The organism is Xanthomonas euvesicatoria, assembly GCF_013112235.1.
Classification (GTDB): Bacteria; Pseudomonadota; Gammaproteobacteria; order Xanthomonadales; family Xanthomonadaceae; genus Xanthomonas; species Xanthomonas euvesicatoria.
The window spans coordinates 2,039,615-2,065,763 of sequence record NZ_JABFFS010000001.1 but is presented as its reverse complement, the minus strand read 5'-3'; the positions used below and the strand labels follow the sequence as shown (position 1 = coordinate 2,065,763).

Genomic DNA, 26,149 nt, shown 5'->3' with positions numbered 1-26,149 from the left:
GGAGTCGCCATGCAACTGTCATGCAATGCGCGTGTCATCGCCGTCTGCGTGTTTGCACTGTCCGCGAGCACGCAGGTCAGCGCGGCGCAGGTGCGCATTGCGCAGGAAGCAGACGGCTACCGCTTATTGGTGGATGGCGCTCCCTTCGTGATCAAGGGTGCCGGCCTGGGCAATGGCAGCACGGAAACGCTGGCCGCACGCGGCGGCAATGCATTGCGCACCTGGCGCGTGGATCCAGACCCGCAACGCCAGCGCGCCCTGCTCGATCGCGCACAACGCAACGGCCTGAAAGTGGCGGTCGGCATCGAGCTCGGCAACCAGCGACATGGCTTCGATTACGACGATGCAGCGGCCGTAAAACAGCAACTGCAGCGCGTCCTCGCGCAGGTACGGCAATCGGCGGCGCATCCGGCGGTGCTGATGTGGGTGGTCGGTAACGAACTCAATCTGGATTACACCAATCCCAAGGTCTGGAACGCGGTCGGCGAGATCGCCGAGGCGATCCATGCCATCGACCCGGATCATCCGGTCACCACCACGCTGGCCGGTTTCGACAAGCAGCTGATCGACCAACTCAAGACGCGCGCGCCGGCATTGGACCTGATCGCCGTGCAGCTTTACGGCGATATCGCAGCGCTGCCGCAGAAGCTGCACGAGAGCGGGTGGCGCGGTCCTTACGTGGTCACCGAGTGGGGCCCCACCGGGCATTGGGAATCGCCGACCACTCGCTGGGGCGCACCGATCGAAGACGACAGCACGCGCAAGGCGCTATTGCTGGAACAGCGCTACCGCAGCGACATCGCCAGCGATACCCGACAGGGGCTGGGCTCGTTCGTGTTCCTGTGGGGCGACAAGCAGGAGCGCACGCCCACCTGGTATGGCTTGTTCCTGCCTTCGGGCGAGGCCACGCCCAGCGTGGACACATTGCAATTGCTGTGGACCGGCCAATGGCCAGCCACCCGGGCGCCAACGGTAGCGGCGCTCACGCTGGCTGGCCAACGCGCCACCGACAGCGTGAGCCTTCGCCCGGGCCAGGCCGTGACCGCACGCATTCGTGCCAGCGGCGCATCCGTACTGCGCTACGACTGGCACGTGCGCAGCGAAAGCACCGCGCGCAGCATCGGGGGCGACCCCGAGACGTTGCCACCGCTGGTCGATGCCGCCATTGCGCCGAACCGCGTTCCCGGTGGTCGCAACGGCGCACGCGCTACGGGCGAGGAGGTGCGCCTGATCGCACCAACGCCGGGCAATTACCGCTTGTTTGTGGAAGTGCGCGATGACGCCGGCCGCGCCGGCTATGCCAACCTGCCATTCCGCGTGCTGCCGCCCTCACCGGCCCTGCGACAGGGCGCATCGGAACCGTCGCAACCTGATATGCATTCATCGCGATGAAGCGATATTATCGCCAGACGATCCGCCGGAACCGCCGCGATGACGCATCTCAGTTTCGAGTTCTACCCGCCCAAGACCGATGATCAGCGCGCGCAACTGGACCGCACTGCAGCCAGGTTGAAAGGCTACGCGCCGGAGTACGTGTCGTGCACCTTCGGCGCCGGCGGCTCCACGCTCAGCTACACCTCCGAAACGGTACGCCACCTCAAGCAGAAGCATGGCTTCGAAGCGGCGCCGCACCTGTCATGCGTCGGCGGCAGCCGGCAGGAAATCCGCGAGCTGCTCAAGCTGTATCGCGCCATCGGCTGCACCCGCATCGTCGCGCTGCGTGGCGACCTGCCGTCGGGCATGGGCCATCCCGGGGACCTGCGTTACGCCTCGGACCTGATCGCCTTCATCCGCGCCGAACACGGCGCCGCGTTCCGGATCGAAGTCGGCGCGTATCCGGAAACCCATCCGCAGGCGGCCGACGCGCTCAGCGACCTGCGCTATTTCAAGGCCAAGGTCGATGCCGGCGCCGATGCGGCCATTACCCAGTATTTCTACAACGCCGATGCCTACTTTCATTTCCGCGACGCAGTGCAGCGGATGGGCGTGGAGATACCGATCATTCCCGGCATCATGCCGATCTCCAATTTCTCGCAGCTGCGGCGGTTTTCCGAGCAATGCGGCGCAGAGATTCCACGCTGGATCGGCAAGAAGATGCAGTCCTACGGCGACGACGCCGACGCAGTGCGCGCCTTCGGCGCAGAGGTCGTGGCGGCCTTGTGCCAGCGCCTGATCGCAGGTGGCGCGCCGGCATTGCATTTCTACACCCTCAATCTGGCCAAGCCGACCACGCAGGTGTTGCAGCTGCTCGGACGCTGAGCACCTGCTTCGCATTCCAGTCGTCGCCCTCGCACACCCGCGCGCATGCATGTCGCCAGCTCACGCTTACCCGGCTACGCTGCGCCGATGCATCGCCTTCTGCCCCTGCTGTTCTTGCTCTGCGCCTGTCCCGCCGCGCGCGTGCAGGCGCAGGAAATCCATCGCTGCGTCGCGCCGGACGGGCAAACCCTGTTCACCGACCGGCGCTGCGAAGACGTCGGCGCGGCCAGCCGCGCACCGCCTGCCATCCGCCCGCAGGGCAATACCGGCCTGTATCGCTACGGCTGCCCGCGGCGGCTGAGCGAACTGGTGTCGTTGCTGCAATTGGCGGTGGACAGCCGCGACGTCAACCGCCTGTCCAGCCTGTACCTGTGGAGCGGTCAATCCGATGCCGCCGCCAATCAGGTGCTGAGCCGGCTGGAAGCCATCGTGCAGCGCCCGTTGCTGGATATCGTGCCGATGTATCCGCAAAGCGACACCCCCACCTGGGACGCCGACACCACCGCGCCCACATCGTCGCTGGATGGCAGCGCCATCGACGCGCCACTGCCTACCCCGCCCAGCCGCCCGCGCCCCTGGGGACTGCGGCTGGAACAGAACCTCGCCAGCGGCACGCCGGCGCGCAGCGTGCTGCGGCTACGCAGGCAATACAACTGCTTCTGGGTGACGTTCTAGCAGCGTATGCGTGGCATCCGGCGGCGCGGGATCACCGCAGGACCGCTGCACGCCGCAACAGGGATCGAAGGCATTGCGCTGGCGGTTCGGCCGTCAGACGCTGCGGTGCGCTCATTGCGGCCAGAGCGCGCGGATCGCCGCGATACCCTGCGCACCATGCGAGCGCGCCTGACGCACATCTTCACCCTGCATGCCGCCGAGCGCGTAGATCGGCAGCCAGACCTGTTCGCGCAAGGTCTCGAAACCGTCCCAGCCGATCGGTGTGGCGCCCGGATGCGACGCGGTCGCCTGCACCGGCCCCAGCACCGCGAAGTCGCAGCCGATCCGTTGGGCGTGGCGCAGGTCGTCCAAGCCATGGCACGACGCAGCCACGAGTCGGTCTGCAGGCAGCGGGCGTTCCTGCAGACCGGCCAGCTGCTCCGATCCCAGATGCACGCCGATACCCAGATCCGCAGCCAGCGCGATATCGCGATTGAGCAACAGTTGCGCGCGCGCGCGACCACGCAGGCGCATCACCTGCTGCAACAACGCCTGCCAACGCGCCGGCGCAAGCTGCCGCGCACGCAGCTGGATCCGGGTGATCCCGTTGTGCAATGCGAGCTCCAGGCCCTCCAGCCAGCGCGCCTCGTCCTCCGGCTCGGGCGTGATCAGGTAACGGTCGGGCTGCCGTAGCGCGCCCACCACCGGCACGTCGGCCGGCGGCATCGAATAGCGGGCCAGCTTGTCTGCCGCCACCCAGGTCATGGCCTGGCCTTCGCGGCCGCGCGGGCTGCCTTTCCAGCTCGTGATATGACGCACTTCCAGGCGCAGCCGCTTGTCCGGATAGAGCTGCGGCACTTCCATCACCCAATCGCCCACCTGCGCCTCGATGCCGAGCTCTTCGTTGAGCTCGCGCACCAACGCTTGTTCGGAGGTCTCGCCAGGCTCGCGCTTGCCGCCCGGAAATTCCCACAGGCCAGGCATGTCGCGCGTTTCGGTGCGGCGGGTCAGCAGGATGCGCCCGCGGGGGTCGGTGATCACGCCGGCAACGACGTGAATGGATCGAAGAGAATCAGGCATGGCGGCAAGAGTGCCGCGAGTGAGCGGTACAGCGCAATGAGGCCGGGATCGGAGATTCGGGATTTGCTAACGCAGGCGTTGCACAGGCATTGCCAATCCCCAATCCCAAATCTCCGCCTCAGAGCAACAGATCAACGCCGCACTTACCGCTTAACCTCGTAGCCCGCAAAGCATCGCGATAATTCCGAAAGCAAAGCCCCCCTTGGTAAGGGGGCGCGCCGAAGGCGCAGGGGATCGGGAGCAGCGCCGTGAGCCCGCTATCGGCAACGCGGATAGCGGGTGAGCAGCCCGCAAAGCGGGCTGCTCCACGGTCAACTCAGCCTCAGCTGAGTTGACCGTGGCAGTGCTTGTACTTCTTGCCGCTGCCGCACGGGCATGGGTCGTTGCGGCCCACCTTGGGTTCGTCGCGGGTGACCTGCGACACCGGCACAGGCGCGTTGCCGCCCTGCATCTGCTCCACTTCCTCCTCGGCGCCGTAGCCACCCACATCTTGGTGCTGGAATTGCGAGGCCATCAAGCGCGCCTGCGCCTGGAGACGTTCCTGCTCTTCCAGTTCGGCCACTTCTTCTTCGCTGCGAATGCGCACGCGCGCCAGCAGATTGATCACCTCGCGCTTGACGTTCTCCAGCATCTCGGAGAACAGCTCGAAGGCTTCCTTCTTGTATTCCTGCTTGGGCTGCTTCTGCGCGTAACCGCGCAGGTAGATGCCCTGGCGCAGGTAATCCATCTTGGCCAGATGCTCCTTCCAGCCCTGGTCGAGCACGGTCAGCATCACGTGCTTTTCCAGCGCGCGCATGGTATCCGCGCCGATCGCAGCTTCCTTCTCGGCGAAGTGCGCATCCACCGCTGTCTGCACCTTGGCGGCGATCTGCTCGGCGTCGATTTCTTCCTGCGCACGCACCATGTCGGTCAGCGACAAGGTCATGCCCAGCTCCGACTCCAGCGTGGCTTCCAGGCCCTTCAGATCCCACTGTTCGTCGACCGAATTGGGCGGCACGAAGCGTGCGACCAGGTCGTAGATCACATCGCCGCGAATTCCGTCGACGTTGTCCTTGACCGACTCGGCGTCCAGCAATTCGTCGCGCTGGGCATAGATCACCTTGCGCTGATCGTTGTTGACGTCGTCGAAATCCAGCAGGTTCTTGCGGATGTCGAAGTTGTGCGCTTCCACCTTGCGCTGCGCCTTTTCGATCTGCCGGCTGACCAGGCGGTCTTCGATGACGTCGTCTTCCTTCATGCCCATCATGCGCATCGCCTTCTGGACCCAGTCCGAGGCGAAGATGCGCATCAGGTTGTCTTCCAGCGACAGATAGAAGCGCGACGAACCCGGGTCGCCCTGACGACCGGCACGGCCACGCAGCTGGTTGTCGATACGCCGCGACTCGTGGCGTTCGGTACCGATGATATGCAGGCCGCCGGCCGCCTTGACCGCGTCATGACGACGCTGCCATTCGGTCTTGATCTTGAAGCGCGCATCTTCGCTGGCGTCTTCGCCGAGGGCGTGATACTCCGATTCCAACGAGCCGCCCAGCACGATATCGGTACCGCGACCGGCCATATTGGTGGCGATGGTCACCGCGCCCGGCTGGCCGGCGTTGGCCACGATGGTCGCTTCGCGCTCGTGCTGCTTGGCGTTGAGCACTTCGTGCTTGACCCCGGCCTTGCGCAGGTGCTCGGACAGCATCTCCGAGGTCTCGATCGAGGTGGTTCCCACCAGCACCGGCTGGCCGCGCTTGGCGCAATCTTCGATGTCGGCCAGCACCGCGTTGAACTTGCCCTTGCGGTTGAGGAACACCTGGTCCGGATGGTCCTTGCGCACGGTCGGGCGGTTGGTCGGAATCACCACCACTTCCAGGCCGTAGATGCTCTGGAATTCGTAGGCTTCGGTATCGGCCGTACCGGTCATGCCGGACAGCTTCTTATACATGCGGAACAGGTTCTGGAAGGTGATGCTGGCCAGGGTCTGGTTCTCGCGCTGGACCGGCACGCCTTCCTTCGCTTCGACCGCCTGGTGCAGGCCATCCGACCAGCGACGCCCGGACAGCGTGCGGCCGGTGAATTCGTCCACGATCACCACTTCGCCATCGCGCACGATGTAATCCACATCACGCTGATAGATGGCATGCGCGCGCAGCGCCGCGTTGAGGTGGTGCACCACGCTCAGGTTCTGCGCGGCATACAGCCCGTCTTCGGCGTTTTCCAGGATGCCGGCCTGCAACAGCAACTCTTCGGCGTGGCCCATGCCCGCCTCGGACAGATGCACCTGCTTGCCCTTTTCGTCGATCCAGAAATCGCCTTCGCCTTCTTCGCTTTCCTGCCTGGTCAGCTGCGGCACGATGCGATTGACGCGGATGTACAGCTCCGGCGATTCGTCGGCCGGGCCGGAGATGATCAGCGGGGTGCGCGCTTCGTCGATCAGGATCGAGTCGACTTCGTCGACGATCGCGTAATGCAGGTTGCGCTGGTAACGGTCGGCGCGCGACAGCGCCATGTTGTCGCGCAGGTAATCGAAGCCGAATTCGTTGTTGGTGCCGTAGGTGATGTCGGCGCCGTAGGCCTCGCGCTTGTCGCTGTGCGGCATGCCCGGGTACACCACGCCCACGCTCAGGCCCAGCCAGTTGTACAGCTTGCCCATCTGCGCGGCGTCGCGGCGCGCCAGGTAGTCGTTGACCGTGACCACGTGCACGCCCTCGCCCTGCAGCGCATTGAGGTACACCGGCAGCGTGGCCACCAGGGTCTTGCCTTCGCCGGTGCGCATCTCGGCGATCTTGCCCAGGTGCAACACCATGCCGCCGATCAGCTGCACGTCGTAATGGCGCATGCCCAGCACGCGTCGGCTGGCCTCGCGGCATACCGCGAAGGCTTCGGGAAGAATCTTGTCCAGGGACTCGCCGGCGGCAAGCCGCTGCTTGAACTCCGGAGTCTTGGCTTGCAGCTCGGCGTCGGAGAGCTTCTCGATCGTCGGCTCCAGCGCATTGATCTGGGTGACGAGGCGGTTGAGCTGGCGCAGCTGGCGTTCGTTACGACTGCCAAAGACACGGGTAAGCAGACTGTTGATCATTGAAGAAACCGGTTGAAAAGGAACGGTTTGACCGACGCCGGTCCCCACAGACCCGACCGCCGTAAACGAAACAGGGCGCACTGCGCCCTGTCGATGGCAACACCCTATTGTAGCTTGGGGCGGGCCTTCACGAATCAAGCGCGGCCCGCGCCCCCGTCAACCGCGCCGCTGACGTCCCACCGGCGTGGCTTCGCCCAGGAATTTGCGCGGATTGACCACGCGCCCATCCGCCCAGACCTCGAAATGCACGTGTGCACCGGTGGAGCGGCCGCTGGAACCGGCACGCGCGACCTGCTGGCCGGCGCGCACCAGATCGCCCACCTTCACCACCAGGCGCGAGTTGTGCGCGTAGCGGGTCACATAGCCATTGCCGTGATCCACTTCGACCACGTTGCCGTAACCGCCGCGTACGCCGGCGTAGCTGACCACGCCATCGGCCACCGACAGCACCGGGTCGCCCACGTTGGCATGGAAGTCCACGCCCTTGTGGAAGGCCGAACCACCGTCGAACGGATCGGCGCGGCCGCCGAAACCGGAGGTGATGTAGGTGTTGCGGATCGGCATCCGCGAGGGCACCGAATTCTGCTCCAGCTGATGATCGAACATCAGCGAGGCCAGCACGTTCAATTGCTGGCCGGAGGCGGAGAACTGCTGCTCCACTTGCCCGAGCGTCTCCTTGAGGTCTTTCACCGGCATGTCGCTGACCGGCTCATCGCCGCCACCGACGCCGACCGGCTCGTCGAAGTCGAACTCGCCGTCCTTCAACTTGCCCATTTCGGTCAGGCGCTCGCCCAACGCGTTGAGGCGGGTGGCTTGCGCCTGCAGCTCGCCCAGCCGGGCGGCCAGTGCATTGACCTGCGCCTGCGAGGCGCGCTGCGCCTGGGCCAGCTCGGCCTGCTGCTGCGCAACCTTGGCCTGCAGCGCCGAATTGGTCACCATGCCGGTGGCGGTGCTGGCACCGACGCCGATCAACATGCCCAGGCCCAATACCGCGCCAAGCACCACCATCGGTCGATCCGCTGCAAAGTCCTGGAACTGTCGGGCCACACGCTGCGCCCGGGTCTGCCGCGATTTGATTACAACTTTTTTCAACGCCATATGAGTGTCATGTCCAAGCCCAAGTCCAACGCACGCAACCCTTCCACTCCACAACCGGCCATCGAGGCCGCGCTGGGGGAAAAGGCTGGCGACCCCTTGCGCCGAGCCTTGTGGCTCGATGCGCTGGACCGGCAGTTGCGCCCCCTGTTACCACCTCATCTGGCGACCCGTTGCCGGTTGGCCAATGTCCGAGGCGAACAGCTCGTTTTTCTGGTGGATTCGCCGGTCTGGCATGCCAAGGTGCGGCTTGCCGAAACCCAAATCCTGGATGCCGCCCGATCCGTCGGACTGAAGGCCACCGCGGTGACCGTCAAGACCGCAACCGTGCCGCTGCATTCCCCAACGCAGCAGAACCGCGACCGTCCTAAACCTGTTTCCGAGGCGACGCACAAAGGCTTGCGCGACGCGTTGGCTTCTCTGCAGGACGTGTTACCGACCAAACGGTGAAGCCATGCCGCCCATCCGGAGCGGCCGCCAGTGCGTGAAAGCGTTGCGAAGACCGCACACGACCCGACGCATCCTAGCGGGCATGTGGCCCGCAGGAGTTAGAGAAGTCTTAAATAAATGTTAAGAAAGGGCCTGAAATTCGAGCGCATTCACACTTTGAACGCCAACCAGGGCATTCCCTGACATCAGGCGTAGACGGGGCTGGCGTAGGTGACCGGTGGTTGTTCGGTGCCTTCCGGGAAGCTGACCCATTCCCAGGCGGTCTGGTCGGCCAGGAGCGCACGCACCAGTTTGTTGTTGAGGGCGTGGCCGGACTTGAAGCCTTCGTAGGCGCCGAGGATGGCGCCGCCAGCCAGATACAGGTCGCCGATGGCGTCCAGAATCTTGTGCCGCACGAATTCGTTGGTGTAGCGCAGGCCGTCTTCGTTGAGCACTCGGAACTCGTCCAGCACGATGGCGTTGTCCATCGAACCGCCCAGGCCCAGATTGCGCTCGCGCATGTACTCGAGGTCGCGCATGAAACCGAAGGTGCGCGCGCGCGAAATTTCCTTGACGTACGCCGAGGTGGAGAACTCGATTTCCTGGCGCGACTGCTTGGCCGGAATCATCGGGTGATTGAATTCGATGGTGAAGCCGAGCTTGTAGCCCTCGTAGGGCTCAAAACGCGCCACCTTGTCGCCGTCGCGCACTTCTACCGTCTGCTTGATCCGGATGAAGCGCTTGGGCTTGCTCTGTTCGACGATGCCTGCCGACTGCAGCAGGAACACGAACGGGCCGGACGAGCCGTCCATGATCGGCAACTCGGCCGAAGACAGCTCGACGATGACGTTGTCCACACCCAGGCCCGCCAATGCGGACATCAGATGTTCGACGGTCTGGATCTTGGCGCCGTTGCAGGTCAGCCCGGTGCACAGCGTGGTCTCGGTGACCAGTTCGGCATCTGCGGGGACTTCGACGACCGGTTCCAGGTCCACCCGTCGGAACACCACGCCATGATCGACCGGAGCCGGCCGTAACGTCATGTACACCTTGTCGCCGCTGTGCAGGCCGACGCCGGTGGCGCGAATGGTGTTCTTGAGAGTGCGTTGCTGGGTCATATGCGAAGTCTGGATGAACAATGCAGACAGACGCTGAACCGACTGTCTAATCGCTGAGATTATCCGAATTTTAACAAGTCGCGCGTGACGGCAACCGTAATCAGTCAGTCACGCGATAACAAAAGCTGCCGGATCGGCACCGATCCGGCAGGAATGACATGACATGGCAGTGCTACCCGAAGCGGGCCCCGGGCGGGACGGGCTACGTCACCGTAGCGACGCAGCCGACGATCCTCAGTCGGCCTGGCGGCGCAGGAACGCCGGGATATCCAGGTAATCGTTGGGCAGGTCCGCCGCCGGCGTCGAGGAGCCGCCGCCGTTGTGGCTGCCGCTGCCGACCGAGTCGCTGCTCGGACGGCGCAGGCCCAGCCCCATGCTGCCGCCCACGGCCTTGGACACCGCATCGCCGCTGGTGGTGTCGAAGTCGCCGAATTCCGGCTGGCCGGTGGTGGCGTTGCGCACCAGCTTGATCGGCGCGCGCTGGTCCGGACGCTGGGCCTGGCGGGCAACCGCGCGGTTCAGGCCGGTGGCCACCACGGTCACGCGCACTTCGTCCTGCATGTCCGGGTCGAGCACGGTACCGACGACCACGGTGGCATCTTCCGACGCGAACGCTTCGATGGTGCGGCCGATCTCGTCGAACTCGGACATGGTGAAATCCGGGCCGGCGGTGATGTTGACCAGGATGCCGTTGGCACCGGCCAGGTTCACGTCGTCCAGCAGCGGGTTCTGGATGGCGGCTTCGGCAGCGGCCTGCGCGCGATCGTCGCCGCGTGCCGAACCGGTGCCCATCATGGCCAGGCCCATTTCCGACATCACGGTGCGCACGTCGGCGAAGTCGACGTTGATCAGGCCCGGACGCACGATCAGGTCGGCGATACCCTGCACGGCGCCCTGCAGCACGTCGTTGGCAGCGCGGAACGCCTGGATCATGGTGGCGTTGCGGCCCAGCACGGTGATCAGCTTTTCATTGGGAATGGTGATCAGCGAATCGCAATGCTGGCTCAGTTCCTCGATGCCCTTCAGCGCCACCTGCATGCGGCGACGGCCTTCGAACGGGAACGGCTTGGTGACCACGGCCACGGTCAGGATGCCCATTTCCTTGGCCAGCTGCGCAACGACCGGTGCCGCACCGGTACCGGTGCCGCCGCCCATGCCGGCGGTGATGAAGACCATGTCCGCACCCTGCAGCGCGTCCATGATGCGCTCGCGATCTTCCAGCGCGGCCTGACGGCCGACTTCCGGATTCGCGCCTGCGCCCAGGCCCTTGGTGACGTTGGTGCCGAGCTGCAGCTGCAGCTTGGCGCCGCAGTTCTTGATGGCCTGCGAGTCGGTATTGGCGGTGATGAATTCCACGCCGTCGACGTTGGTGTTGACCATGTGCGCAACGGCATTGCCACCGCCGCCGCCGACGCCAACCACCTTGATGACCGCGTTGGGAGCCATTTTTTCAATCAGTTCGAAATGTGCCATGTCAGTGTCCTCTTGAGCCGGGATTGGGGAATGGGGATTGGGGATTCGCACAAGCGAGGGTCCCTGCCCACTCCGCACCACGGCGAGTGTTGTTGTTTGAAAGTCGGGATTCGTGTGCCGGAGCCGTAGATTCGCTGTTGCGCTCCACGGCTCGTGTCACCTACTCCTCGACGCAATGCCTGCAAATAATTTTATCGCCTACCTGCTCGCCGCTCTCTACTTAATCTTCGCAACCGCCGCCGCTTTGCCTTTCGCTCTTGCTCTTGCTCTTTCCAATCCCGAATCCCAACTCCCGAATCCCGGCACTTCAAAATTCGCCGCGATACCAATTCTTCAATTTCTTGAACAAGCTGCCTGCGCGCCCGGTCGGAATCGATGGCCGGCGCGGGTGTTCGATCTGGCTGCCCATCAGCAGCAGGCCTACGCCGGAGGCGTGTACCGGGTTGCCGACGACTTCGCCCAGGCCGGTGACGTGCTGCGGAATGCCCACGCGCACCGGCATCTGCAACATTTCTTCGGCCAGTTCCACCACGCCTTCCATCTTCGAGGCACCGCCGGTAAGCACCATGCCGGCGCGCACCATTTCTTCGAAGCCCGAACGACGCAGTTCGGCCTGCACCATCTCGAAGATTTCCTCGTAACGGCCCTGCACCGCCTGCGCGAGTGCGTGGCGCGGCATGCGGCGCGGCGGGCGGTCGCCCACCGACGGCACCTGGATGCTTTCTTCGGCGGTGGCCAGCTGTGCCAGCGCGCAGGCGTAACGCACCTTGATCTGCTCGGCTTCCGGCGTCGGCGTGCGCAGCATGTGCGCAATGTCGTTGGTGACATGGTCACCGGCGATCGGCAACGAAGCGGTGTGGCAGATCGCGCCTTGCACGTACACCGCCAGATCGGTGGTACCGGCGCCGATGTCCACCAGCACCACGCCAAGCTCGCGTTCGTCGGCGGTCAGCACTGCGACCGACGACGCCAGCGAGGACAGCACCAGATCGTCGACCTGCAGGCCGCACTTCTGTACGCACTTGGTGATGTTGGCGGCTGCCGACTGCGCGCACACCACCAGGTGCGCATGCACCTCCAGGCGCACGCCGGTCATGCCGACCGGGTTGCGGATGCCTTCCTGCGAATCGTCCAGCACGTACTCGCGCGGAATCGCATGCAGGATGCGCTGGTCGGCCGGAATGGCCACCGCCTTGGCGGCATCGAGCACGCGCTCCAGATCGCTCCAGGTCACTTCGCCATCGCGGATCGGCACGATGCCGGGCGAGTTCTTGCACTGCACGTGGTTGCCGGAAATCGAGGCATACACCGAGCGGATCTCGCAGCCGGCCATCAGCTCGGCCTCTTCCACCGCACGCTGGATCGACTGCACGGTGGATTCGATGTCCACCACCACGCCGCGCTTGAGACCGCGCGATTCATGCGAACCGATGCCGATCACTTCGATCGGATTGCCGGGCGAGTATTCGCCGACCAGCGCAACGACCTTGGAGGTGCCGATGTCCAGTCCAACGATGAGGGATTTGTCGCCTTTGCGATTCATGTCTTAAAGCCGGGATTCGAGATTCGGGATACGGGATTGGGAAAACGCGGAACTGCCTGGGCGACGGGAGGTGCGGAAGGTGCTGCGCGATGCCGGGGCTGCGCTTTTTCCAATCCCGAATCCCCACTTTCCAATCGCTGCCTTTCAACGGTAAATCCGTTGGTGTAGCGCAGGTCGGCGCGGGCGATCGGGCGCTGTGGATCGGACAGCTGCGGCAGCACGCGGGCGAAGCGCTGCAGCCGTGCGCGTGCATCGTCGCGGCCGACCACGATCTGCACGCCATTGCTCAGCCCCAGCGACCAACTGCCGCGCGCGTCCATTTCAAGACGCTCCACATCCAGCCCGGTCGGTGCGAACAGCGCGCGCGATTCGTTGTACAGCGCCACCACGTCCTGGGTCTTGCTGTCCGGCCCACCAAGCTGCGGCAACTTGAAATCCTTCAACAGCGGCGGGGTGCGAAACAGCCGGCCCTGCTCGGACAGCATGCGGTCGGTACCCCAGCGCGCGAACGGCTTGTGCTCGGTCACGTGCACTTCCAGCACATCCGGCCAGCGCTTGCGCACCTGCGCACTTTCTACCCACGGCAACCGCGCAATGGCGTCCTGTGCCTGCTGCAGTTTCACCGCGAAAAAGCCGGCACGCGCATACGGCAACACCACCGCACGCAACTCTTCGGCCGGCACCCGCTTGAAGTCGCCGGACACGCGCAACTTCGCCAATGGCCAGCGCTCGGCACCGACCCAGCCATTGAGCACGGCCACCACCGGCAGCGCGACCAACGCCAGCGCGAGCAACCAGGCCAGGATGCGCAGGGTGGCGTTCATGCGCGCGCTCCGCGCGCGGGAATTGGGAATCGGGAATAGGGAATCGCAAAGGCAACAGCGCATCCGCTGTTACCCATTCCCGATTCCCGATTCACGATTCCCGGCTTCACAGCGTCTGCTCCAGCACGCGCCAGACCAGTTCTTCGAAATCGATGCCGAGCTGGCGGGCGGCCTTGGGCACCAGCGAATGGCTGGTCATGCCGGGAGCGGTGTTCACTTCGAGCAGATACAGCTGGCCGCTGCTGCCATCGCGCATCACGTCCACGCGACCCCAGCCACGGCAGCCGGCAGCGCGGAAGGCGTCCAGCGCGAGTTGGCGAATCTGCGTTTCGGCCTCGCCTTCCAGGCCAGGGCACAGGTACTGGGTGTCCTCGGCGATGTACTTGGCGTTGTAGTCGTACCACTGGCCCTTGGGCACGATGCGGATGGACGGCAACGCGGTGTCGCCGAGCACGGCCACGGTGAGTTCGTCGCCTTCGATCAATTGCTCCATCAACAGCGCACCGTCGTAGCGCGCCGCCAGAGTCACTGCTTCTTCGAGCTGCGCCTGGTCGAACACGCGGCTGACGCCGACGCTGGATCCTTCGTTGGCCGGCTTGACGATGACCGGCAACCCGATCTGCTGTGCAGCGGCATGGATTGCCTCTGCGCTGGCGCCAGCAGCCAACCGCGCGTAGCGCGGCGTCGACAGGCCCAGCGACAGCCACACCTGTTTGGTACGGATCTTGTCCATGCTCAGCGCCGAGCCCAGCACGTCCGAGCCGGTATAGGGCACGCCGAAGGCTTCCATCAGGCCTTGCACGATGCCGTCTTCGCCGCCGCCGTTATGTCCGTGCAGCACGTTGAACACGCGATCGAACTGCTGCGCGACCAATGCCTTGGCCAACGCCGGAATGCCATCCACCGGCTGCGCATCGACGCCGCGCGCGCGCAGCGCTTCCAGCACGTTGCTGCCGGAATTCAACGACACCTCGCGCTCGGACGAGGTGCCGCCGAGCAGTACGGCGACGCGTCCAAAGGCTGCCGGATCGCTGGTGCGAACGTTGCCGACCAACGCGCTCATGCCTGCTCTCCGACAAACCCGTTGTTGATGATGTGCTGGGCCACGTAACCGATATCGCCGGCGCCCATCATCAACAGCAGGTCGCCGTCCTGCAGGACGTCCGGCAACACTTCGGCAAGCCCGGCGATCTGGCCGACGACCACCGGCTCGCTGCGGCCGCGCGCACGGATGGCGCGTGCCAATGCGCGCGAATCGGCGCCCGGGATCGGCGCTTCGCCGGCCGGGTAGACCTCGCTCAGCACCAATGCGTCGACCGTGCTGAGTACCGCGGCAAAGGCGTCGAACTGGTCGCGGGTACGGCTATAGCGGTGCGGCTGGAAGGCGACGACCAGACGCTTGTCCGGCCAGCCGCCACGCGCGGCGGCGAACACCGCTTCGAGTTCGCGCGGGTGATGGCCGTAATCGTCGACCACGCGCACACGTGCGCCGCTGCTGGTGGTGACTTCGCCCAGATCGTTGAACCGACGGCCGATGCCGGCAAAGTTTTCCAGCGCGCGCGCAATGGTGTCCGGCGCCACGCCGAGCTGCCAGCCGATTGCGGCAGCCGCCAGCGCATTGAGCACGTTGTGACGGCCCGGCAGTGCGAGCGTCACCGGCGTGGTGGTGCCTTCGGGCAGGCGCAGCGTGAAGCGCATCCGTGGCCCGTCCTGCACGACATCTTCGGCGCGCACGTCGGCGTTTTCGCTCATGCCGTAGCTCATCACGTGGCGCGGCGTCTTGCCGGCCAGTGCAGCCACTTCCGGGTCGTCGATGCACAGCAACGCCAGGCCGTAGAACGGCAGGCGCTGCAGGAATTCGGCGAATGCAGCCTGCACGCGGGCAAAATCGTTGCCGTAGTTTTCCAGGTGATCCGCATCGATGTTGGTGATCACCGCCATCAACGGATTCAGGCGCAGGAAGCTGCCATCGCTCTCGTCGGCCTCGGCGACCAGCCACTGCCCGCCACCGAGCTTTGCGTTGGCACCGGCAGCCAGCAGCTGGCCACCGATGACGAACGTCGGGTCCAACCCGCCTTCGCTCAACACTGCAGCCGCCAGGCTGGTGGTGGTGGTCTTGCCATGCGTGCCTGCCACCGCAATGCCACGACGGAAACGCATCAGCTCGGCCAGCATCGCCGCGCGCGGCATGATCGGAATGCGCTGGCTGCGCGCTTCCATCAACTCGGGGTTGTCTTCGCGGATGGCGCTGGACACCACCACGCAATCGGTGCCCAGCACGTTGGCCGCCGAATGGCCGCGCATCACGCGCGCACCCAGCTTGGCCAGCCGGCGCGTGGCCGCGTTGTCGGCGTTGTCCGAGCCGGACACTTCATAGCCCAGCGTCAGCATCACCTCGGCAATGCCGCTCATGCCGGTACCGCCGATGCCGACGAAATGCACGCGCGGGAACGCCCGCACCAAATCGCCACTGTCTTGCAGACGGCGGATCACGGGGCACCTCCTGCGGAGGCGCCGGGATTGGGGAGTCGGGATTGGGGATTGGTGGCGATCAACTGCGCCGAACGGTCGCCATTTACGGATGTCTGCATGCTGCCCTGTTTGTGCGTTTGCTTGTTACGAATCCCCAATCCCGCTCGCTCTTGGACAGCCGGAGGCTGGCCATCTCCACTCCCGGCCTCTTGAAGAATGATGTCGGCGATGCGCTCGGCGGCGTCCGGCTTGGCCAGGGTGCGTGCGGCGTTGGCCATCGAGAGGCGACGAGTCGGGTCGGCGAGCAACGTCTGCAGCACCTGCTGCAAGCGCACTGCCAGGCTGTCGTCCTGCTTGAGCAGCACGGCGGCATCGGCGCCGACCAGGTATTCGGCATTGCGGGTTTGATGGTCGTCCACGGCGGCGGCGAACGGCACCAGCACGCTGCCGACACCGGCGGCGCATAGTTCGGCCAGGGTGGATGCGCCAGCGCGGCACACGACCAGATCGGCCCAGGCATAGGCCGCAGCCATGTCGGCGATGAAGGGTTCGACGCTGGCGTTGACGCCTGCCTGCAGGTAGGCCGCTTCGGCTTCGGCGCGCAGCTTCTCGCCGCACTGATGGCGCAACTCGACCTCCGGGTGACCCAGTGCAGCCAGCGCTGTCGGCACCGCCTGGTTCAACACACGCGCGCCCTGGCTGCCGCCCAGCACCAGCACGCGTACCGGGCCGGTGCGGCCCACCAAGCGATCGGCCGGCGCCGGCAATGCAGCGATTTCTGCACGCACCGGGTTGCCTACCGCTTCTTCGCCAGCAAAGCTGCCCGGAAACCCGGTCAGCACGCGGCGCGCGAAACGCGACAACACCTTGTTGGTCATGCCGGGGGCGCGATTCTGTTCGTGCACCAGCAATGGCGCACCGAGCAGGCGCGCAGCCAGGCCGCCCGGGCCGGCCGCAAAGCCGCCAAAGCTGATCACCGCACGCGGACGGCGCTTGCGCAGCACGAAGCCGGCAGCGCGCACCGCGCGCATCACCCGCACCGGCGCACCGAGCAGCTTCACCACGCCCTTGCCGCGCAAGCCGCTGATGGCCAGCGTATCGATAGGAATATCGTGCTGTGGCACCAGGCGGGTTTCCATGGCGCCATCGGCGCCCAGCCAGGTCACCGGCACGCCGCGCGCGCGCAGCACCTTGGCCACGGCCAAGCCCGGGAAGATGTGCCCGCCGGTGCCGCCAGCCAGAATCATGACCGGCCGCATCATCGCAGACGACGGTGCGGGCATTTGCGCGGCATGGGCAGAAACGCTCACGCAATCCTCCCGAAGGTCGGTTCCACACGCGGTTGCATGCGGCTGGTGCCGCGCAGGATGGCCGACGCCGGCGCTACGTAGGCGGCGGCAACCGGAGGAGCGGCCGGCGCAGGCGTAGCGCCAGTGTCGCGCTGCGGCTTGTGCGCAGGCGCGTACGCCGGCGGCACCGAATCGACCACCGGCTCTGCCGGCTCAGCTGGCGAGGTGGCCGCGCCCTGCGGAGACAACTTGCTGCGCAGGCGCTCGGCGCGATCGGCTTCGTAGGACACCCGCAGCAGCACACCCATCGCAAGACAGGTCATCAGCACCGATGAGCCGCCCGACGAAATCAGCGGCAGGGTCAACCCCTTGGTCGGCAGGATGCCCAGGTTGACGCCGATCGACACGAAGCTCTGCATCGCGATCCACAGGCCGATGCCGAAGGCGATATAGCCGGAGAAATGCCGCTTCATCTCCACGCAGCGCATGCCCAGCCAGAAGGCGCGACCGACCAGCAGCGCGTAGAGCCCGATCACGCCGCACACGCCCACAAAGCCCAGCTCCTCGGCGATCACCGAGAAGATGAAGTCGGTATGCGATTCGGGTAGGTAGTTGAGCTTCTGCACCGAAGCGCCCAGGCCCACGCCGGTCCACTGGCCGCGGCCGATGGCCATCAGGGCGTTGGACAGCTGGTAACCGGAGCCCAGCTGATCCACCCACGGGTCCATGAAGGAGGTCACGCGTCGCATGCGGTACGGCTCGAAGATCACCAATGCCACCAGGGCCGGCAGCAGCAGCAGGATCGGCAGGATGATGCGCCCGATCGGCGCACCACCCAGCACGAGCATGCAGGCGGTCACGCTCAGCAGCAGCATCGAGGAGCCGAAGTCCGGCTGCAGCAGCAACAGGCCGACCAGGAAGCCGACCACAAATACCGGTTTGAGCATCGCCTGCCAGGTCGCGTTGACCTCGTCGCGGAACCGCACCAGATAGCTCGCAAGCCAGATGATGTAGAACACCTTCACCGATTCGACCACCTGGAACCGCGACACGCCCAGGTTGATCCAGCGCTTGGCGCCATTGACGGTGCTGCCCAGGCCAGGCACGAACACCACCACGAGCAGCACAAAGCAGGCCAGCAACAGCATCTGGTTGTGCTGTTCGATGGTCTTGAGCTCGGTGCGCATCGCCCAGAACGCCAGCGCGATGCCACCACCCAGGAACAGCAGGTGGCGGGTCAGGTAATAGAACGGGCTGGCTTCCAGTTCGATCGAGCTGGACGCCACCATCACCACGCCCAGCGAGGCGAGCGTGACTGCCGCCCCGAGCAGCCACGGGTCGTAGCGGCCGCCGATGGCGTCCAGTCGTGTGGCCTGGCGGGACATGTCGTTCATCAGCGCACCTTCAACGTGGCAAGGCCGATCAGCACCAGCACCACCGAAATGATCCAGAAGCGCACGATCACGCGCGGCTCCGGCCAACCCTTGAGCTCGAAATGGTGGTGGATCGGCGCCATGCGGAACACGCGCTTGCCGGTCAGCTTGAAGCTGGCCACCTGGATCATCACCGACAGCGTTTCGATCACGAACACGCCGCCCATGATCACCAGCACCATCTCCTGACGCACGATCACCGCGATGGTGCCGAGCACTGCGCCCAGCGACAGCGCGCCGATGTCGCCCATGAACACCATCGCCGGGTAGGTGTTGAACCACAGAAAGCCCAGCCCTGCCCCGGCGATCGCCGAGCAGATGATGATCAGCTCGCCAGCACCGGGAATCAGCGGGATTTTCAGGTATTCGGCAAACACCACGTTGCCCGAGGCATACGCGAACACGCCCAGCGCGCAGGCCACCAGTACGGTCGGCATGATGGCCAAACCATCCAGGCCGTCGGTGAGGTTCACCGCATTGGAGAAACCCACGATCCAGAAGTAGGCGATCACCACGAAGCTCACCCCGGCCAGCGGCAGCGCGATCGACTTGAACATCGGGATGTAGAAGGTGATCGCCGCCGGGACGTCGGCGGTGTAGTACAGGAACAAGCCCGCGGCCAGACCGAAGATCGACTGCAGCAGATACTTCCAGCGCGACTTCAGGCCATTGGGATCGCGTTTGACGATCTTGATCCAGTCGTCGTACCAGCCGATCGCACCGAAGCAGATCATCACTGCCAGCACCAACCACACGTAGCGGTTGCGCAGATCGCCCCACAGCAGCACCGACAAGGTGACGGTGAGCAGGATCAGCGAACCGCCCATGGTCGGCGTGCCGGCCTTGGAAAAATGCGTTTGCGGGCCGTCCTGGCGGATCGGCTGGCCGCCCTTGAACTGGGCGAGCTTGCGGATCACCGCCGGGCCCATCCACAACGACAGGAACAGCGCGGTCAGCGCAGCCAGGATGCCGCGGAAGGTCAGATAGTTGAACAGCCCGAACAGGCTCTCCAGTTGCTGCAGCCAACGGGCCAACTCAAGCAGCATGGGATGCGTCCTCCGCCGATGCGAGCAGCGCGGTGACGACGCGGTCCATCGCGCTACCGCGCGAGCCCTTGATCAGGATCGTGATGGAGGCGACGCCCGGAAGCGCGTTGGTGGATGGCGATTGCTGTTGGTGAATCACTGCATGTTCCTGCGTATTTCCTGATCCGTGCTGCGGCACTTGCTGTTGCTGGCTGGTGGCATCGACCAGATCCGCCTGCAAGGCGTCGATCAACTCGGCGTGCGTGGCGAACACACGCCCGCCCTCGCCGAACGCGTGCGCGGCAGCGGCGCTCAGTTCGCCCAGCGCATACAACCGCTGCAGCTTGGCCGCACGTGCGCGACGCCCCGCGGCGGCATGCAGTGCCACGCCTTCGGCGCCGAGTTCGCGCATGTCGCCCAGCACCAGCCAGCCTTCGCCAGGTGCGGCGGCCAAGGCATCGATGGCCGCATCCAGCGAGCCCGGGTTGGCGTTGTAGCTGTCGTCGATCAGGACCGCGCCATTGGGCAAGGTCTGCGCAATCTGCCGGCCGGCTACCGCGCGCGCCTGCGCCAGACCGTCGGCGATCACCGGCAAGGCGATGCCGGCACCGAGTGCAAGCCCGGTTGCCGCCAGTGCGTTGAGCACGTTGTGGCGGCCTGGCAGCGGCAGCGCAATCGGCGCCTCGCCCTGCGGCGTGACCAGGGTGAACTGCGCGCCGCCGGTGTGCAGACGCAGCTGACGCGCAGTGATCTCGGCACTGGCCTGCAAGCCATAGCGCAACACGCGACGTCCCTGCACCGGCTGGCTCTGCAACTGCTGTTCGAACCACATGCCGAACGCGTCGTCGGCGTTGATCACCGCCACGCCATCGGCGGGCAGCGCGGCGTAGATGGCGCCCTTGGTCCGTGCGACGCCAAGCAAGCTGCCCAGACGTTCCAGATGGGCGGGCGCGATGTTGTTGACCAACGCCACATGCGGCTGCGCAATCTCGGTGAGATAGGCAATATCACCCGGCTTGCCGGCGCCCATTTCGTAGATCGCAAAGTCCGCATCGTCGGGCGCGGCGATCACCGCCAGCGGCAAACCGATCTCGTTGTTGCGGTTGCCCGGCGTGGCGTACACGGTGGTGCCATCCACGCGCCCGGCTTCCTGCAGGATCGACAGCAGCAGCGCCTTGACGCTGGTCTTGCCGTTGGAGCCAGTCAGCGCAAGCACACGCGTGGCGCGGTCGCGCTGCATGCCGGCGGCGATGCGCGCCAACGCCAGCTCGGTGTTGTCCACCACCACCTGCGGCACGCTCAGCGCCGGCAGCAGGCGATCGACCAGCACACCGCTGGCACCGCGCGCGACCGCCTCGGTGGCGAAATCGTGCCCATCGAAGCGTTCGCCGCGCAGCGCCACATACAGGCTGCCGTCGGCAAGCGTGCGGGTGTCGTTACCGACCGCATCGATCATGGTGTCGTCGCCGTGCAGCTCGCCGCCCGCCCAATGTGCGATCAACGACAGTGGCGTGAGCTTCATGGCCGCACTCCCAGCACGGTGCGCGGCAGCAGCGCCTGCGCCGCCACGAGGGCGTCGTCGAAGGCGTGCCGCACACCGGCAATTTCTTGATACGGCTCGTGGCCCTTGCCGGCGATCAACACGATGTCCGATGGGCTGGCCATGCCGATGGCCTGATGGATCGCAGCGGCGCGGTCGCGCTGCACGATGGCGGCATCCGGTCGCGCGAAGCCGCGCAGGATATCGGCCACGATCGCATCGCCGTCTTCGCCACGCGGGTTGTCGTCGGTCACGATCGCCACGTCGGCCTTGAGCTCGGCAATCGCCGCCATCTGCGGGCGCTTGCCGGTGTCGCGTTCGCCACCGCAGCCGAATACGCAGATCAGGCGGTCCTGCGCATGCGAACGCAGGCTGCTCAATGCCTGTTCCAGCGCATCGGGCGTGTGTGCGTAATCGACCACCACCAACGGTGCGCCATGTGCGCCACCGAGGCGGTTCATGCGGCCATGGATGGGCTGCAACTGGCCGAGCACACTGGCGATCTGCGCAGGCGCAAACTCCATCGCCCACAACGCGCCGGCCACGGCCAGCAGGTTGTCCACGTTGAAACGGCCCAGCAGCGGCGAATGCACCGGATGCACTTGGCCCTGGATATTCAACGCAAAGTTGATGCCGTTGTGGTCCAGCTGCAGTGCCTGCGCGCTCACGCGGGCGTCGGCATGCGCGCGCGAGCTCACACCGATCGCGCGCAGCGCGGGATCAAGCGCAGCGAACAGCGTGCGGCCGAAGCCATCGTCCAGGTTCACCACGGCCGCTTTCAACCCCGCGCGGGTGAACAGCTTGGCTTTCGCCGCGCCGTATTGCGCCATGTCGCCGTGGTAATCGAGATGGTCGCGGGTGAGATTGGTGAACACTGCCACGTCGAAATGCACCGCATCCACGCGGCCCTGATCGAGCGCGTGCGAGCTGACTTCCATTGCCACGGCCTGCGCACCCTCATCGCGCAACTGCGCCAACAGGGCGTGCGTGGGCAGCACCAGCGGGGTGGTGAAACCGGTCGGCACGGCCGCGCCATACAGACCGACGCCCAGCGTGCCGAGCGTGCCGGTGGGCGTACCGAGCAGCGTCAAGGCCTGCGCCAGCAGCTGCACGGTGGAGGTCTTGCCGTTGGTACCGGTGACGCCGACCATGCGCATCGCCTGCGATGGCCGGCCATGAAATTGATCGGCCATCACGCCAAGGCGCGCGCGCAAGCCAGGCACGGCAATCGCATCGGCCGGGACCGGCAGACCGTCGGGAGCCGGCGGCTCGAACAACACCGCCGCCGCGCCATTGGCGCGCGCCTGTTCGACAAAGCCCAGACCATGCGCACCGAAACCGGCGATCGCCACGAATGCATCGCCCGGGCGCACGGCGCGGCTATCCATTACCAACCCGGACACCTGCACGTCGTGCGTCAATGCCACATCCGGCAGCAACTGCGAAAGCGCCATGGAGCGGCTCACTGGCGGCTCTCCTGCAACGGCGCGGGCTGTGCTGGCGCGGCAGCCGGCGCAGGCGCCAGTGCGGTCGGAATGCCGGCAGAGACTTCATCCACCGGGTCTGGCACCAGGGCCGGATCCGGATCGGCCGATTGCGGCTTGACCACCGGCTGGCCGGTCTTGCCGGCCGCCTGTGCGGCCAGCCACGACTGGATATCGTCCGGCGGCACGTCCATCAAGCGCAGCGCGCCTTCCATCACGCGATGGAAGACCGGCGCCGACACCAGACCGCCGTAATACACCTTGCCTTGCGGATCGTTGATCACGATGACGGTGGCAAAGCGCGGGCGCGTGGCCGGCACCAGGCCGGCGAACAGGGCGTTGTAATGCCCGCGCTCGTAGCCGTTGGCGCCATTCTTGCGCGCCGTGCCGGTCTTGCCGGCCACGTGGTAGCCCAGAATCGCCGCGCCCTTGGCGCCGCCCTGGGTCACCACGGTCTCCATCATGTCGATGACCTGGCGCGCCACTTCCGGCGTGATCACCTGCCGGGTTTCGTTGTGCTGGCCACGCACGAAGGTCGGCGGAGTGAGCTTGCCGCCGTTGCCCAGCGTGGCGTACGCCTGGGCAATCTGCAGCGGCGTCACCGACAGGCCGTAACCGTAGGACATCGTGGTCTTGGACGGGCCGCTCCAGCGCGCCGGCTGCAGCACCACGCCGGCCGATTCGCCGGGGAACCCGCTATGCGGCGCGCTGCCGTAACCGAAGTTGCGGATCGACTGGTAGAAGGTCTGGTCGGGCACCTTGGCCGCGATCTTGGCCGCGCCGATGTTCGAACTGCGGGTGATCACGCCGGTGACGTTGAGCACACCGTTGTTGCGCGGCACATCGCGAATGGTGAAACGCCCCACCGACATGTAGCCGGGGTTGGTATCGATGACGGTGTCCTTGGTCACCACGCCGGCCGTCAGCGCGGTGGCCACGGTCAGCGGCTTCATCGTCGAACCCGGCTCGACCAGATCGGTGACCGCACGGTTGCGGCGCGCCGACGGATTGATGCCGGTGACCGAATTGGGGTTGTAGGTAGGCAGGTTGACCATCGCCAGCACTTCGCCGGTGGCCACATCCATCACCACCATCGAACCGCCGGCCGCGTTGTTTTCGACCAGTGCGTTGCGCAGCTCCTTGTAGGCCAGGAACTGGATGCGGCGGTCGATGCTCAGCGTCAGGTCCTTGCCCGGTTGCGCCGGACGCACCAGGTCCACGCTTTCCACGATGGCGCCGCGCGCATCGCGCACCACCTTCTTGGAACCGGGCTTGCCGCGCAGCCATTCGTCGAATGCCAGCTCCAGGCCTTCCTGGCCGCGGTCGTCGATGTTGGTGAAGCCCAGCACATGGGCCATCGCCTCGCCTTGCGGATAGAAGCGGCGGAACTCGCGCTGCGAGAACACGCCAGGAATCTTCAGATCGACAATCGCATGCGCCTTGTCCGGATTGATCCGGCGCTGCAGGTACATGAATTCCTTGCCGGCCTTCTGTGCCAGCTTGGCGTTCAACTCGTCCAGCGGCTGCCCGAGCGCTTTTGCCAGCTCGGGAATGCGGTCCGGGTTGCGCAGCAGTTCCTGCGGATTGACCCAGATCGATTCCACCGGCGTAGACACCGCCAGCGGCTCGCCGTTGCGGTCGGTGATCATGCCGCGCGAGGTGGCGATGGGCAGTTCGCGCAGGTAACGCGCTTCGCCCTGACGCTGGTAAAAATCGCGATTGACCAGTTGCACGTAAGCCGCGCGGCCGATCAGCGTCACCGAGCACAGGCCAAGCGCGATACCGACCAGGGTCAGGCGACCACGGAGATTGAAATTGCTACGGGGGCGGTTGCGGCCGGTTTTCATGGCGCACCTCCGTGTGCGCCACCCTGCGGGCAGCTGCGCTGTGCAAAACGGCTGTCCTGCCGTTTTGTCATGGCGGCACCTGCATAAGCGCCACCCTGCGGGCAGCTGCGCTGTGCAAAACGGCTGTCCTGCCGTTTTGTCATGGCGGCACCTGCATAAGCGCCACCCTGCGGGCAGCTGCGTCGTGCAACGCGGTTGTCCTGCCACAAGCTCATGGGCGCACCACCACGATGTCGTTGGTCTCGGGGAACTTCATCCCGATGCGCGCACGTGCGACCTGGTCGACCCGGTTGCTTTCCGCCCAGGTGGCCTGCTCCAGCTGCAGCCGGCCGAATTCGATATTCAATTCGTCGCGCGTGTGCTCGAGCTTGGACAACTGCACGAACAGCTTGCGATGCATGTGGCGCATGTACACCACACCGATCGCCGAGGCGATGCTGCAGGCAAGCAGCACGACGAGCAGCAAGCGGCTCATGCGGCGTCTCCTTGAGACGCCGGGATTGGGGATTGGGGATTTGGGATTCGCTTGGAGCGCTCTTCCAATCCCGAATTCCGAATCCCGACTCCCAGCTTTTCAGCTACCCGCAACACCGCGCTGCGGGCACGCGGATTGACGATCAATTCGGCGTCGTCGGCCTTGATCGCGCCGCTCACCAGCTGCAGCGTGGGAACGAACGGCTGAGCTTCGGGCAAGCGGCGGTTGCTCGGCGGGGCCTTGGCATAGCGGGCCATGAATTGTTTGACGATGCGATCTTCCAGCGAATGGAAGCTGATCACCGCCAGCCGGCCGCCCGGCTTGAGCGCGTCCAGGGCGGCGTCCAGCCCGGCTTCCAGATCGGCCAGCTCGCGGTTGATGTGGATGCGGATGGCCTGGAAGCTGCGTGTGGCCGGGTGGGTCTTGCTGTCGCCGCGCGGCATCACCGACGCGATCAGGTCGGCCAGTTGTGCAGTGCGCAGCAGCGGCTGTTCGGCGCGCCGCGCCACGATGGCGCGCGCGATGCGGCGGCTCTGGCGTTCTTCGCCATAGGTCCACAGCACATCGGCGATCTCGCGCTCGCTGGCCTGCGCCAGCCACTGCGCCGCGCTCTGGCCGTTGTCCGGGTCCATGCGCATGTCCAGCGGGCCGTCCTTGCCGAAACTGAAACCGCGCCCGGCCACGTCCAGCTGCGGCGAAGACACGCCCAGGTCCAGCAGGATCCCGTCGACGGTGGCCGCGGCCACCACCTGGCCGAGTCCGGCAAAACTGCCGCGATGGATGGACACGCGCGCATCGCCACCGAAGCTGTGTTCGGCCACCGCGATCGCTTCGGGGTCCTTGTCCATCACCAGCAGTCGACCTCCCGGGCCAAGGTGTTCCAGCACGCCGCGTGCGTGCCCGCCACGCCCGAACGTGCCATCCAGATACGTTCCGTTTTCGGTCACTTGCAGGCCATCCAGAACCTGCGTGTACAGCACCGGCACATGCGCCGCCGGCGGCTGCGACACCGGGTGACCGGGCTGCGCTTCACCGCGCATCCGGGCAC

21 protein-coding genes are annotated in these 26,149 nt (G+C 65.7%); 4 read left to right on the top strand and 17 right to left on the bottom strand.

All coding sequences use genetic code 11. From position 1 onward, the window contains the following. The first annotated feature begins 9 nt into the window (after positions 1 to 9). The 3 genes from HLH45_RS08795 to HLH45_RS08785 are packed head-to-tail and all read left to right on the top strand — an operon-like array spanning position 10 to position 2,934. On the top strand, positions 10 to 1,392 hold the full coding sequence (locus HLH45_RS08795) for a glycoside hydrolase family 2 TIM barrel-domain containing protein (RefSeq protein WP_033478719.1): 1,383 nt from the start codon (positions 10 to 12) through the stop codon (positions 1,390 to 1,392). 39 nt (positions 1,393 to 1,431) lie between these two features. Next, positions 1,432 to 2,259, top strand: coding sequence for a methylenetetrahydrofolate reductase [NAD(P)H] (gene metF / locus HLH45_RS08790; protein ID WP_008573251.1), 828 nt, complete (start codon positions 1,432 to 1,434; stop codon positions 2,257 to 2,259). 45 nt (positions 2,260 to 2,304) lie between these two features. Next, the gene (locus HLH45_RS08785; RefSeq protein WP_046932407.1) at positions 2,305 to 2,934 is read left to right on the top strand and encodes a hypothetical protein; all 630 of its coding nucleotides are present in this window, start codon (positions 2,305 to 2,307) and stop codon (positions 2,932 to 2,934) included. Positions 2,935 to 3,045: 111 nt separating this feature from the next. Here the strand turns inward: HLH45_RS08785 and HLH45_RS08780 are convergent, their stop codons facing one another. The 3 genes from HLH45_RS08780 to HLH45_RS08770 form a co-directional block, all read right to left on the bottom strand. Further along, positions 3,046 to 3,993, bottom strand: a complete 948-nt coding sequence (locus HLH45_RS08780; RefSeq protein ID WP_008571815.1) for a Nudix family hydrolase — start codon at positions 3,991 to 3,993, stop codon at positions 3,046 to 3,048. 322 nt (positions 3,994 to 4,315) lie between these two features. Continuing rightward, positions 4,316 to 7,054, bottom strand: coding sequence for a preprotein translocase subunit SecA (secA, locus tag HLH45_RS08775; protein WP_011346428.1), 2,739 nt, complete (start codon positions 7,052 to 7,054; stop codon positions 4,316 to 4,318). A 156-nt stretch (positions 7,055 to 7,210) separates the two neighbouring features. After that, positions 7,211 to 8,152 carry a M23 family metallopeptidase gene (locus tag HLH45_RS08770; protein WP_008571813.1) on the bottom strand — a complete coding sequence of 314 codons (942 nt, stop codon included), beginning with the start codon at positions 8,150 to 8,152 and terminating at the stop codon, positions 7,211 to 7,213. Here HLH45_RS08770 and HLH45_RS08765 point away from each other — a divergent pair, their 5' ends adjacent. Further along, positions 8,153 to 8,599: a DciA family protein gene (locus HLH45_RS08765; RefSeq protein ID WP_008571812.1), complete on the top strand. Its 447-nt coding sequence runs from the start codon at positions 8,153 to 8,155 to the stop codon at positions 8,597 to 8,599. Between the two features lie 185 nt (positions 8,600 to 8,784). Here the strand turns inward: HLH45_RS08765 and lpxC are convergent, their stop codons facing one another. From lpxC to rsmH, 14 genes are all read right to left on the bottom strand, one after another. Further along, positions 8,785 to 9,696: a UDP-3-O-acyl-N-acetylglucosamine deacetylase gene (gene lpxC / locus HLH45_RS08760; protein WP_008571811.1), complete on the bottom strand. Its 912-nt coding sequence runs from the start codon at positions 9,694 to 9,696 to the stop codon at positions 8,785 to 8,787. Between the two features lie 234 nt (positions 9,697 to 9,930). Further along, complete coding sequence (gene ftsZ, locus HLH45_RS08755) at positions 9,931 to 11,169, bottom strand: cell division protein FtsZ (RefSeq protein WP_008571978.1); 1,239 nt, start codon at positions 11,167 to 11,169, stop codon at positions 9,931 to 9,933. A gap of 307 nt (positions 11,170 to 11,476) precedes the next feature. Beyond that, on the bottom strand, positions 11,477 to 12,712 hold the full coding sequence (ftsA, locus tag HLH45_RS08750; RefSeq protein ID WP_003485272.1) for a cell division protein FtsA: 1,236 nt from the start codon (positions 12,710 to 12,712) through the stop codon (positions 11,477 to 11,479). Then, the gene (locus tag HLH45_RS08745) at positions 12,709 to 13,536 is read right to left on the bottom strand and encodes a cell division protein FtsQ/DivIB (protein ID WP_008571979.1); all 828 of its coding nucleotides are present in this window, start codon (positions 13,534 to 13,536) and stop codon (positions 12,709 to 12,711) included. The genes ftsA and HLH45_RS08745 overlap by 4 nt, the downstream gene beginning before the upstream one ends. Positions 13,537 to 13,642: 106 nt before the next feature. Next, positions 13,643 to 14,599 carry a D-alanine--D-alanine ligase gene (locus HLH45_RS08740; protein WP_008571981.1) on the bottom strand — a complete coding sequence of 319 codons (957 nt, stop codon included), beginning with the start codon at positions 14,597 to 14,599 and terminating at the stop codon, positions 13,643 to 13,645. Beyond that, on the bottom strand, positions 14,596 to 16,029 hold the full coding sequence (gene murC, locus HLH45_RS08735; protein WP_008571982.1) for a UDP-N-acetylmuramate--L-alanine ligase: 1,434 nt from the start codon (positions 16,027 to 16,029) through the stop codon (positions 14,596 to 14,598). The genes HLH45_RS08740 and murC overlap by 4 nt, the downstream gene beginning before the upstream one ends. Then, on the bottom strand, positions 16,026 to 17,318 hold the full coding sequence (gene murG / locus HLH45_RS08730) for an undecaprenyldiphospho-muramoylpentapeptide beta-N-acetylglucosaminyltransferase (protein WP_031421105.1): 1,293 nt from the start codon (positions 17,316 to 17,318) through the stop codon (positions 16,026 to 16,028). Before murG ends, murC begins: the two co-directional genes overlap by 4 nt. Further along, positions 17,315 to 18,691, bottom strand: a complete 1,377-nt coding sequence (gene ftsW / locus HLH45_RS08725; protein WP_008571985.1) for a putative lipid II flippase FtsW — start codon at positions 18,689 to 18,691, stop codon at positions 17,315 to 17,317. The genes murG and ftsW overlap by 4 nt, the downstream gene beginning before the upstream one ends. Then, positions 18,691 to 19,776 (bottom strand): phospho-N-acetylmuramoyl-pentapeptide-transferase, encoded by a 1,086-nt coding sequence (gene mraY, locus HLH45_RS08720; protein ID WP_003485285.1) that lies wholly within the window; start codon positions 19,774 to 19,776, stop codon positions 18,691 to 18,693. Before mraY ends, ftsW begins: the two co-directional genes overlap by 1 nt. Then, positions 19,766 to 21,277 carry a UDP-N-acetylmuramoyl-tripeptide--D-alanyl-D-alanine ligase gene (locus HLH45_RS08715; RefSeq protein WP_008571986.1) on the bottom strand — a complete coding sequence of 504 codons (1,512 nt, stop codon included), beginning with the start codon at positions 21,275 to 21,277 and terminating at the stop codon, positions 19,766 to 19,768. Before HLH45_RS08715 ends, mraY begins: the two co-directional genes overlap by 11 nt. Further along, a complete protein-coding gene (locus HLH45_RS08710; RefSeq protein ID WP_008571987.1) occupies positions 21,274 to 22,749 on the bottom strand; it encodes a UDP-N-acetylmuramoyl-L-alanyl-D-glutamate--2,6-diaminopimelate ligase in 1,476 nt (491 codons plus the stop codon). The genes HLH45_RS08715 and HLH45_RS08710 overlap by 4 nt, the downstream gene beginning before the upstream one ends. Before the next feature lie 8 nt (positions 22,750 to 22,757). After that, positions 22,758 to 24,626, bottom strand: coding sequence for a peptidoglycan D,D-transpeptidase FtsI family protein (locus HLH45_RS08705; protein ID WP_008571988.1), 1,869 nt, complete (start codon positions 24,624 to 24,626; stop codon positions 22,758 to 22,760). A gap of 211 nt (positions 24,627 to 24,837) precedes the next feature. Further along, the gene (ftsL, locus tag HLH45_RS08700) at positions 24,838 to 25,101 is read right to left on the bottom strand and encodes a cell division protein FtsL (RefSeq protein WP_005910928.1); all 264 of its coding nucleotides are present in this window, start codon (positions 25,099 to 25,101) and stop codon (positions 24,838 to 24,840) included. Then, positions 25,098 to 26,141 carry a 16S rRNA (cytosine(1402)-N(4))-methyltransferase RsmH gene (gene rsmH / locus HLH45_RS08695; RefSeq protein WP_008571990.1) on the bottom strand — a complete coding sequence of 348 codons (1,044 nt, stop codon included), beginning with the start codon at positions 26,139 to 26,141 and terminating at the stop codon, positions 25,098 to 25,100. The genes ftsL and rsmH overlap by 4 nt, the downstream gene beginning before the upstream one ends. Positions 26,142 to 26,149: the final 8 nt, after the last annotated feature.

What these genes read in the sequence shown, in the direction of transcription:
- HLH45_RS08715 (WP_008571986.1), bottom strand. Translation starts at nt 21,277, where the DNA reads ATGAAGCTCACGCCACTGTCGTTGATCGCACATTGGGCGGGCGGCGAG.
- rsmH (WP_008571990.1), bottom strand. Translation starts at nt 26,141, where the DNA reads ATGCGCGGTGAAGCGCAGCCCGGTCACCCGGTGTCGCAGCCGCCGGCG.
- HLH45_RS08765 (WP_008571812.1), top strand. Translation starts at nt 8,153, where the DNA reads ATGAGTGTCATGTCCAAGCCCAAGTCCAACGCACGCAACCCTTCCACT.
- ftsA (WP_003485272.1), bottom strand. Translation starts at nt 12,712, where the DNA reads ATGAATCGCAAAGGCGACAAATCCCTCATCGTTGGACTGGACATCGGC.
- lpxC (WP_008571811.1), bottom strand. Translation starts at nt 9,696, where the DNA reads ATGACCCAGCAACGCACTCTCAAGAACACCATTCGCGCCACCGGCGTC.
- HLH45_RS08745 (WP_008571979.1), bottom strand. Translation starts at nt 13,536, where the DNA reads ATGAACGCCACCCTGCGCATCCTGGCCTGGTTGCTCGCGCTGGCGTTG.
- ftsZ (WP_008571978.1), bottom strand. Translation starts at nt 11,169, where the DNA reads ATGGCACATTTCGAACTGATTGAAAAAATGGCTCCCAACGCGGTCATC.
- HLH45_RS08785 (WP_046932407.1), top strand. Translation starts at nt 2,305, where the DNA reads ATGCATGTCGCCAGCTCACGCTTACCCGGCTACGCTGCGCCGATGCAT.
- ftsL (WP_005910928.1), bottom strand. Translation starts at nt 25,101, where the DNA reads ATGAGCCGCTTGCTGCTCGTCGTGCTGCTTGCCTGCAGCATCGCCTCG.
- ftsW (WP_008571985.1), bottom strand. Translation starts at nt 18,691, where the DNA reads ATGAACGACATGTCCCGCCAGGCCACACGACTGGACGCCATCGGCGGC.
- HLH45_RS08770 (WP_008571813.1), bottom strand. Translation starts at nt 8,152, where the DNA reads ATGGCGTTGAAAAAAGTTGTAATCAAATCGCGGCAGACCCGGGCGCAG.
- HLH45_RS08705 (WP_008571988.1), bottom strand. Translation starts at nt 24,626, where the DNA reads ATGAAAACCGGCCGCAACCGCCCCCGTAGCAATTTCAATCTCCGTGGT.
- mraY (WP_003485285.1), bottom strand. Translation starts at nt 19,776, where the DNA reads ATGCTGCTTGAGTTGGCCCGTTGGCTGCAGCAACTGGAGAGCCTGTTC.
- metF (WP_008573251.1), top strand. Translation starts at nt 1,432, where the DNA reads ATGACGCATCTCAGTTTCGAGTTCTACCCGCCCAAGACCGATGATCAG.
- HLH45_RS08795 (WP_033478719.1), top strand. Translation starts at nt 10, where the DNA reads ATGCAACTGTCATGCAATGCGCGTGTCATCGCCGTCTGCGTGTTTGCA.
- HLH45_RS08740 (WP_008571981.1), bottom strand. Translation starts at nt 14,599, where the DNA reads ATGAGCGCGTTGGTCGGCAACGTTCGCACCAGCGATCCGGCAGCCTTT.
- HLH45_RS08780 (WP_008571815.1), bottom strand. Translation starts at nt 3,993, where the DNA reads ATGCCTGATTCTCTTCGATCCATTCACGTCGTTGCCGGCGTGATCACC.
- secA (WP_011346428.1), bottom strand. Translation starts at nt 7,054, where the DNA reads ATGATCAACAGTCTGCTTACCCGTGTCTTTGGCAGTCGTAACGAACGC.
- HLH45_RS08710 (WP_008571987.1), bottom strand. Translation starts at nt 22,749, where the DNA reads ATGGCGCTTTCGCAGTTGCTGCCGGATGTGGCATTGACGCACGACGTG.